The 8,511-nt window shown below is 55.7% G+C and carries 6 protein-coding genes, 1 other RNA gene and 1 pseudogene; 5 read left to right on the forward strand and 3 right to left on the reverse strand.

Annotated elements, in window-relative coordinates; translation table 11 throughout:
- Window positions 1–53 precede the first annotated feature (53 nt).
- From eno to ssrA, 5 genes are all read left to right on the forward strand, one after another.
- Window positions 54–1,334, forward strand: coding sequence for a phosphopyruvate hydratase (gene eno, locus J3482_RS10200; RefSeq protein ID WP_146823811.1), 1,281 nt, complete (start codon window positions 54–56; stop codon window positions 1,332–1,334).
- A 53-nt stretch (window positions 1,335–1,387) separates the two neighbouring features.
- Window positions 1,388–1,627 (forward strand): preprotein translocase subunit SecG, encoded by a 240-nt coding sequence (gene secG, locus J3482_RS10205; RefSeq protein ID WP_021296902.1) that lies wholly within the window; start codon window positions 1,388–1,390, stop codon window positions 1,625–1,627.
- A gap of 179 nt (window positions 1,628–1,806) precedes the next feature.
- Window positions 1,807–4,695 carry a ribonuclease R gene (gene rnr, locus J3482_RS10210; RefSeq protein WP_206922362.1) on the forward strand — a complete coding sequence of 963 codons (2,889 nt, stop codon included), beginning with the start codon at window positions 1,807–1,809 and terminating at the stop codon, window positions 4,693–4,695.
- A gap of 164 nt (window positions 4,696–4,859) precedes the next feature.
- The gene (gene smpB / locus J3482_RS10215) at window positions 4,860–5,333 is read left to right on the forward strand and encodes an SsrA-binding protein SmpB (protein WP_021296900.1); all 474 of its coding nucleotides are present in this window, start codon (window positions 4,860–4,862) and stop codon (window positions 5,331–5,333) included.
- A gap of 325 nt (window positions 5,334–5,658) precedes the next feature.
- Window positions 5,659–6,029, forward strand: a transfer-messenger RNA (tmRNA) gene (gene ssrA, locus J3482_RS10220).
- Between the two features lie 518 nt (window positions 6,030–6,547).
- Here ssrA and J3482_RS21815 read toward each other — a convergent pair.
- The 3 genes and pseudogenes from J3482_RS21815 to istA form a co-directional block, all read right to left on the reverse strand.
- A pseudogene (locus J3482_RS21815) lies at window positions 6,548–6,760 on the reverse strand (recombinase zinc ribbon domain-containing protein); the annotation flags it as partial.
- Window positions 6,760–7,401 carry an IS21-like element helper ATPase IstB gene (istB, locus tag J3482_RS10230; RefSeq protein WP_206922363.1) on the reverse strand — a complete coding sequence of 214 codons (642 nt, stop codon included), beginning with the start codon at window positions 7,399–7,401 and terminating at the stop codon, window positions 6,760–6,762. The gene istB and the pseudogene J3482_RS21815, both read right to left, overlap by 1 nt.
- Window positions 7,395–8,511, reverse strand: a 1,117-nt coding sequence (gene istA / locus J3482_RS10235) for an IS21 family transposase (protein WP_206922364.1), incomplete at its 5' end; no start/stop codon positions are given. The genes istB and istA, both read right to left, overlap by 7 nt.

Below are 8,511 nucleotides of genomic sequence, written 5' to 3' on the forward strand. Positions count from 1 at the left end.
ACCCTGTTTGATAGATATTTTTAGGAATGCAAATTCACGAAGGAGTGACTACAATGTCCGAGATTTTTGACGTACACGCCCGCGAGGTATTAGATTCCCGCGGCAACCCGACCGTTGAGGTAGAAGTAGAGCTGGAGAGCGGCGCCTTTGGCCGCGCGATTGTTCCGTCTGGCGCATCGACCGGTGCCCACGAAGCTGTTGAGTTGCGCGATGGCGACAAGAGCCGCTATCTCGGCAAAGGCGTCCTGCAGGCTGTGCAGAACGTCAACGAGATTATCACGCCGGAATTGATTGGCGAAGAGGCGCTTGACCAAGTGGGCATCGACCAGTTGCTGATTAGCCTCGATGGCACGCCGAACAAGGGCAAACTGGGCGCCAATGCGATTTTGACGGTTTCCATGGCGGTTGCCAAAGCGGCTGCGGAAGAGGTCGGCTTGCCATTGTATCGTTACCTGGGCGGCTTCTACGCGCACACCCTGCCGACGCCAATGATGAACATCCTCAATGGCGGCAAGCATGCGGACAACACAGTGGACATTCAGGAATTTATGGTGGTGCCACACGGCGCGACGACGTTCCGCGAAGCATTGCGCATGGGCGCGGAGATTTTCCACAACTTGAAGCGCGTGCTCGGCAGCCGCGGTTTGGCGACGACCGTCGGTGACGAGGGCGGCTTTGCGCCGAACTTGAAGACGAACGAAGAGGCGATTCAAATCATCGTCGAGGCGATTGAGAAGGCAGGCTATAAGCCAGGCGAACAAGCGTCCATCGCGCTCGACGTCGCATCGACTGAGTTGTTCAAGGATGGCAAGTACCACTTTGAAGGCGAAGGCGTCACGCGTACGGCGGACGAGATGATTGCGTACTACGAGAAGTTGCTCGGCCAATACCCGATTATCTCCATCGAGGACGGCTTGTCTGAGGACGACTGGGAAGGTTGGGCGAAGATGACCCAAACCCTTGGCAACCGCGTGCAACTCGTCGGTGACGATTTGTTCGTCACGAACACCGACCGCCTCAAGCAGGGCATCGAGCAAAACGTCGGCAACTCGATTCTCGTCAAAGTCAACCAAATTGGTACGCTGACCGAGACGTTTGCAGCGATTGAACTTGCGAAGCGCGCGCGGTACACTTCCATCATTTCGCACCGTTCGGGCGAAAGTGAAGATACGACCATCGCGGATATCGCCGTTGCGACCAACGCTGGTCAAATCAAGACAGGTGCACCAAGCCGCACGGACCGCGTAGCGAAGTACAACCAATTGCTCCGCATTGAAGAAGAACTTGGTGGCGCTGCGCAATATGCTGGAAAATCGGCATTTGTCGAACGCTAATTTTCATGGTACACTAATGACAAGAATGGACGTGGAGCGGAGGTGACAAAAGGATGATTTTTGCAGCCGAGATTGTACTCGTCGTCTTAGGTGTATTGCTCATCTTCGTCATCCTGCTCCAGTCGGGTCGTAGTGCGGGATTGTCCGGTGTCATTGCCGGCGGATCGAACCAAGTAACCAATCGTCGTTCGAAGGGGCTCGACTCCTTTCTCGGCAAGGTCACAGTGGTGTTGGCGATACTGCTGTTCTTGCTGACCATGTTGATTGCGTTCTTGTTCCACCATCTGAAGTGACCGGATGTACATCGAAAGTGTCGCCAGTTCGGCGGCACTTTTTTTGTACCTTGGGCCAGATGTAAAATGTTCCACCCGCAAACGTACCGAACGCGGTGTTTTGTGTCCATACTAGCTAACAGACAAAAGTGCGTTTCCTCCACAGGATCAACCGCTTAAATCGTAACGAGGTGATCCATATGCAACGGGAAGAGTTATTGGAATACATGGAAAGTGACATTTACAAGCCGTTGACGGTACAGGAACTGAGCGAAGTGCTTGACCAGACGTCGGCGTCTGAATTTCGCGATCTCGTCAAACTGCTCACACAGTTGGAGGACGAGGGCGCTGTCGTGCGCACCAAGCACAACCGTTACGCGTTGCCAGACACGGCTGGTCTTGTCGTCGGCAAACTGCAGATGAAAGCGCGCGGCTTTGGTTTCGTCATTTCTGAGCGCGACGGTGAACCGGATGTTTACATCCCTGCCACCGAGATGAACGGCGCGATGAGTGGCGACAAGGTCATGGCGAAGGTACAAAACGAAGGTCGCGGCGGCGCCCACCGTGAGGGGACGATTCTCCGTGTCGTCGAACGCGCAAATGAGCGCATTGTCGGGAAAATCACGATTTATGCCCACCATGCGTTTGTCAATCCGATTGACAAGCGCTTCACCCAGGATATCTTCATTCCGAAGGAGGAGATTCGCGACGCGCACGATGGTTATATCGTAGTCGTGGAACTTACGTCCTTCCCATCTGCCACACATGGTCCTGTGGGCAGAATCGTGGAAGTGCTCGGGCACCCGGATGAACCGGGCGTCGATATCTTGTCGGTCGTGCGTAAGTATGGCCTGCCAGAGGAGTTTCCGGAGAAGGTCCTGCGCGCGACTGAAGCGATTCCGCTCGAGATTGCGGCGGATGAGTTGAAAAACCGCCGTGACCTACGTGATGAACCCATGGTTACCATCGACAGCGAGTCGGCAAAAGACCTCGACGACGCCGTCCATGTCAAATTGCTGGAGAACGGGAACTATTTGCTCGGCGTGCACATCGCCGACGTCGGCTATTACGTAAAACAAGGGGGCGCCATCGACCAAGAGGCTTTCCGCCGTGGCACCAGCGTGTATTTGGTAGACAGGGTGATTCCCATGTTGCCGCCGCGCTTGTCGAACAACATTTGTTCACTGAATCCCCAGGTGGACAGGCTGGCGTTCTCTTGTCAGATGGAGATTGACGCGGAGGGCAACGTGGTCAACCACGACATTTTCCCGAGCGTCATCAAGACGACGGCGCGGATGACGTACAACAATGTGCGCAAAATCCTCGAGGACAACGATGAGGCGTTGATTGAGGAGTACAAGGAACTCGTACCGATGTTCCGCCACATGGAGCAACTGGCGCTCATCTTGCGCCAAAAGCGGATGCGCCGTGGCGCTGTTGACTTCGACTTCGAGGAAATTTACGTCAAGGTGAACGATCTCGGCGAACCCATCGACATCATCCCACGCCAGCGTTCCATCGCCGAACGGCTGATTGAGGAGTTTATGCTCGCGGCCAACGAGACGGTCGCGGAACATTTCCATTGGCTGGGCGTGCCGTTTGTCTACCGCGTGCACGACGAGCCGGACGCTGACAAGATGATCACGCTGAACGCTTTTTTGCACAATTTCGGTTACCACCTGAAAGGGGCCGGTGGCAGCAAAGTCCATCCGCGCGCCTTGCAGGAGGTGCTCAATGAGGTGGAAGGGTCCCGCGAAGCGCGCATGATTGCGACGGTGATGCTGCGATCGATGCAACAGGCTAAATACAAACCTGAGTGCACCGGCCACTTTGGCCTCGCGGCCGAGTACTACACGCACTTCACGTCGCCGATTCGCCGCTATCCGGATTTGACCATCCACCGAATCATGCGAGAAGTGCTCGCAGGCCCCTTATCTCCCGAGCGCGAGGCGGAACTTCGGCAGTTCGTGGAGGATGCCAGCCGGCAATCGAGCGAACGCGAGCGCCTCGCCCAGGACGCCGAGCGCGAAGTGGACCAACTCAAGATGGTCGAATACATGCAGGCGCACCTCGACGAGGAATTCGACGGCATCATCTCGAGCGTGACGCAATTTGGCATCTTCGTACAACTCGACAACGGCGTCGAAGGCCTCATTCACATCAGCGCACTGGATGACGACTACTACGTCTTCAACGAGCGGCAAATGGCGCTGATTGGTGAACGCAATCGCCGCGTGTTCCGTCTGGGGGATCCTGTTCGCATTGTCGTCACGAGCGCAAGCAAAGAAGAGCTGCAAATAAACTTTGGGCTGGTTGAGCATCGGCGGGAGGCCACGTTTGTGGCTGAGCAGGGCGGTGGTGGCGCCATTATTTACGACGAAGATCTCTCTCCGTCGGAACGCCGCGAGAGTATCCTCCGCCGCGAAAGCCGCTCTAGCGCGGCACCAAAGGGTACGAAGAGCGCCATCCGGTCCGGCGGGCTCAAAGGTCGATCTCGCCGCGACAAGTTAGCCGGCCGCACGGTCGAGGGCGGCTATGGTCGCAGTGGCCGCACGCGTGACGCGGAACTTCCGGTCGACATGCCGTACGACGAGTGGGATGCAGATTTTCCAGATCCGCGCGAGGCCCGCGAGCAGGCGCAAGCCGAGCGAGAAGGCCGGCGAGAGGGGCACCGCGACGCGCATCGCGCCGCCGATTCGGGTCGCCGCAGCACTACGGGCGCACGTCGCGGGGAGCGGTCGGGCCGCAGTGATCGAGATACACGACGCGACGCCCCATCCCGTTACGCAGACCGCGAGGATTCGGCGGAGAACGGCGTCCGCCGCAGCGCCGACGGTCGGACGGGCGGGTACCGCACCTGGGCCGCGCGCGGCGGTGAATCGACGGGCGGTGACCGCCGTCGTAGTGGCCGCGGCGGCGGGGCAGCAGACGACCGCACAGGCGCGGGCCAGGGCGATGGTCACAAGCCGCGCAAAAAACATCGGGGCAGCGTCAAAACGGGCGCCAAGATGGCCGCTCGCAAGTCCGGTGGCCGCGGCGTGACGTCGGGCGGCGGACGCTCGACTGGCAAAAAGCGTAAGAGCCGCTAACGCTACGCACAGGTACGTAACAGGAATTTCCGAGCCGCGGCTAGTATCACGGCCGTGGCTCGACAGGCGACAGCGCATGTGACTGCTTGTCGCCTGTGCCAAGGTGTGCTATGATATATGCTACGCCTCTGGCAAAATCTGATGGACGTTGGAGTGAGGGTACCATGGCGAAAGGGAACGGGAGCGGTAAGATTCTCGCCCAAAACCGAAAAGCGTATCACGATTATTTCATCGAGGAGACGTTTGAGGCAGGCCTGGTCCTCACAGGTACGGAAATCAAGTCGATGCGCAAAGGCTCCGTCAGTTTACGCGACGCCTACGCGCGCGTTGAACACGGCGAAGTGTATCTTCACAACATGCACGTGGCACCTTATGAGCAGGGCAATCGCTTCAACCATGACCCGCTGCGTACCCGCAAATGCCTCCTCCACAAGAAGGAGATTCACTACCTGTTCGGCGCTGTTCGGGAACAAGGATTTACCTTGGTGCCGACCAAAGTGTATTTGAAGAACGGCTTTGCGAAAGTGGAACTGGGCCTCGCCAAAGGTAAAAAACTTCACGACAAGCGCGAGTCGATGAAGAAGCGCGACGCCAATCGGGAGATACAACGCGCATTGCGCGAGCGTCAAAAGGGCTGAGGTCATTCATCGGCAAATTCTGTTCAGGTGGGATAGTGGAGAGCGCCAAAGAGGTCGTGCAGGCGTAATTCGCTGATGATGGACCTTACCAGCGCTGTCAATCGTTGTCCAGTTGTGGCAGCAACCTACGATTGATGTTCGTCACGACGCATGGTAAAGTTGTAGATGTCGGGCGCGACGGTGACAGCTGATTTGGTTGCCGCACGCGACGACGTAGCCAAGGTACCTTGAGAAACACCACATACATGAGAGATTGCTGGTCAATTGCTGTATTGAGTTTGATGATTGACCGTCCATGCGAAAGCCAGCGCAGGACCCAAAACGCGGGGGCGTTTTGGATTCGACGGGGGTTGTTCGAGCATGTACGGCGGGCCGTGGGGCTGCGCACACGTTAATCACGCGGAACTTCTTTAACTGGCAAAGCTAAACGCTTTACCTCAAACAGCAATCTCGCTCTCGCTGCCTAATTAGCACGAGACCGTTACATCGTGTGTTGTCTGTGCACACCCTGTAACGTCAACTTAGCAGACTAGTCGATGACCTCGTTCGCGGGCCACCGGCGAAACCTTAGCGAACTCGCCTGTTCATCAGCGTGATCGTCCGCGGATGGCAGGGACTTCAGTAGACGGTCTACGCCCGTAGATGTGCATGTAGCGAGATCTTCGGACGCGGGTTCGATTCCCGTCGCCTCCACCATTAAAAAACCTGTCTCCTTTCGGAGATGGGTTTTTGCCTGTTGTAGAGCCATTTTCGCCGCCAAAAAACTTGTAAGTGACTTCCGCTGAAAAGTCATCGATTGAATTAGAGGGATGAATGACAATCTTATCTACAAATTCTTGGATGACTTGTTTTTGCTCCTCTTCGTCAAATGAAAACAGTGCATTTTTCTTTGACGTTAACGCTCCGAGAATGAGCTCATCATTTATATCGAAGGTAGATGCCATCACGCTCAAACGTTCCAGTTCGGATTCCAAAACTTTTTTGCGGTTTGTGGCCTCTCTAATTCGTTGGCTTATGAGATCCTTGACAACGTCCCCTTCGCCTAGTGCATCGACCCAATTTTCCAACTTGCGGTTAATCTCGTTGAGTTCGCTCCGAATAGGTTGTAAATCGTGGCCCTGATTGTCGCGCTCCTTCTGATAAAGTTCTTTCACCTTCACGACAATGTTCTTCATTGCGTCCTCGGTAAACACATGATTGAGTAGATTCTGAGTGATTAATTCTTCAATTGTTGATTTGCGCAAATTGGAGTTTCCGCAACGCCCTCCGCATTTGTAAAACTTCAATATGGTCCCCTGGCTGCTTTTGGAATTACGATAGGATTCACCACGGTATAAATGGCCACATTGGCCACAGATGATTTTTCCAGCAAGGAGATAAACTTGTTTGGCCTTCAACCGACCGGGTTTCAGTTTGCGGACTTCCATTAGTTCGTTAAAAGCTCACCCCACTCTGCAAAGCTCTTGTTGCTGGTGAGGATGATGCTACCGTGCTCGTAGCGAGTGCTAACGAGTTGGAAGAACAGATTCGCTTCTTCCCGTCCAAACGGACAGTATCCGACCTCATCGATGACAAGCAGCTTTGGCCGCAGATACTTTCGCATCCGGATGTCCAGCTTGTTTTCTGCATTCGCTCTACGTAGATCCGCAACCAGATCCGTCACGCTCACGAAGTAGGCGGAGTAGCCGGAACTGAGCGCTTTTAGGGCCAGTGCCACGGCAAGGTGGATCTTGCCGACACCGGGCGGACCAAGGAAGACAATGTTGAACGCCTCCTGGATAAAGCCAAGTGTTGCGAACTCCTCAATCGCCCTCCTGTCAACGCTGGGTTGGAATGCGAAGTCGAACTCGTCCAGCGTCTTTTGGTATGGCAGGTGCGCACGCTGAACCTGTGTCTGCACGTAGCGATGCCGCCTCTGGGAAAGCTCTTCCTCCAGCAGCTCAGCCAGGAATGATACGTAGGTTGCCTCTTTCTGCGCCGCCGTCTGCAGGCGGGATTCAAGCAGCTCTGCGGCGGTGTTCAGCTTCAATTCTGTCAACTGCGACCGCACCCTCTCCAGCTCTAGCACGCTCCCACCCCCAGGGCGAACTGTTCGTAAACTTCAAGTGGCCGTTGCTCCACATCGGTTTGCGCAACCCGAACCGCAATCGCCTTGGGAGCAATCCGCCCCTCTGCAGCGTCGAGCCCCTCGTACTGGTTGGGGAGGCGAATGAGGCCGCTCCACCTGTCCGAACGCTCATGCGTTGCAATGCACTCGCCTTCAGCCCAAATCTCAATCTTCTTCCCAACCTGACGAACCAGGACTGTACGACCACTGTAGCGCCATGGCACCCCATACCGAACGCCATCCCAACTGACAAAGCCATCCATGCTCACCTTGCGTTCTTCCCGCAGGAACTTCTGCAAGCGGTCGGGGGAGGGTAGCGGATTGAGCTGCTCATCTTGCATGAGGTCCCAAGGGCGTTCGCCCGTCGTGCCGTGAATACGCCGGTCCTGTTCCTGACACCATGTTAGTGCCTGACGGTTGAGATCAGCCATTCCAGTAAAGCGGCGTCCGGGCCAGAAGTTGTCTTTGACAAACCCTACGCCACGTTCTACCTTGCCTTTCGTCTGTGGCACACGTACTCGACACAGTTTTGGTGTCAGCCCAACAGTCAGGACGAAATCTTCAAACAGTGGATGCCATTTGGGTGTGCCATCATCGTTGCGACCAATGACCACGGTCTTCATGTGGTCAGTGAGCCCAAACTTCGGAACGCCACCGAAGTGCTCGAGCGCATGAATGAAACACCGCAGAAAGCTATGAATGTCGCATCGCCTCGTAAACTCCACATAGATGGAGCGGGAGTATCCCAGAACCATCACGAATACCGCCACCTTGTGTGTACGCCCGTTCTCATCCTGCTCCTCGCAAAAGCCCCAATCAATCTGTGCCTGTTGCCCCGGCTTGGTCTCATAACGTCGCTTCGCTTGTACCTGGCGTGGTGGACGATGCGGGTGTACAAACGCTTTGATTTGTGTCACGCCACCCGTGTAGCCCATCTTCTCCAGGCGTTGCTTCATGGCGACGCAGTTGAACCGGGTCAACCCCTTCTTATTGGACAATCGCTCTTTTTTGTAGAATGATTTAATATTCCGACACCCATTTATCCGCATCCAGGATTTCTCGTTTGCGCAT

The sequence above is a fragment of the Alicyclobacillus suci genome (genome assembly GCF_017329615.1).
Classification (GTDB): Bacteria; Bacillota; Bacilli; order Alicyclobacillales; family Alicyclobacillaceae; genus Alicyclobacillus; species Alicyclobacillus suci.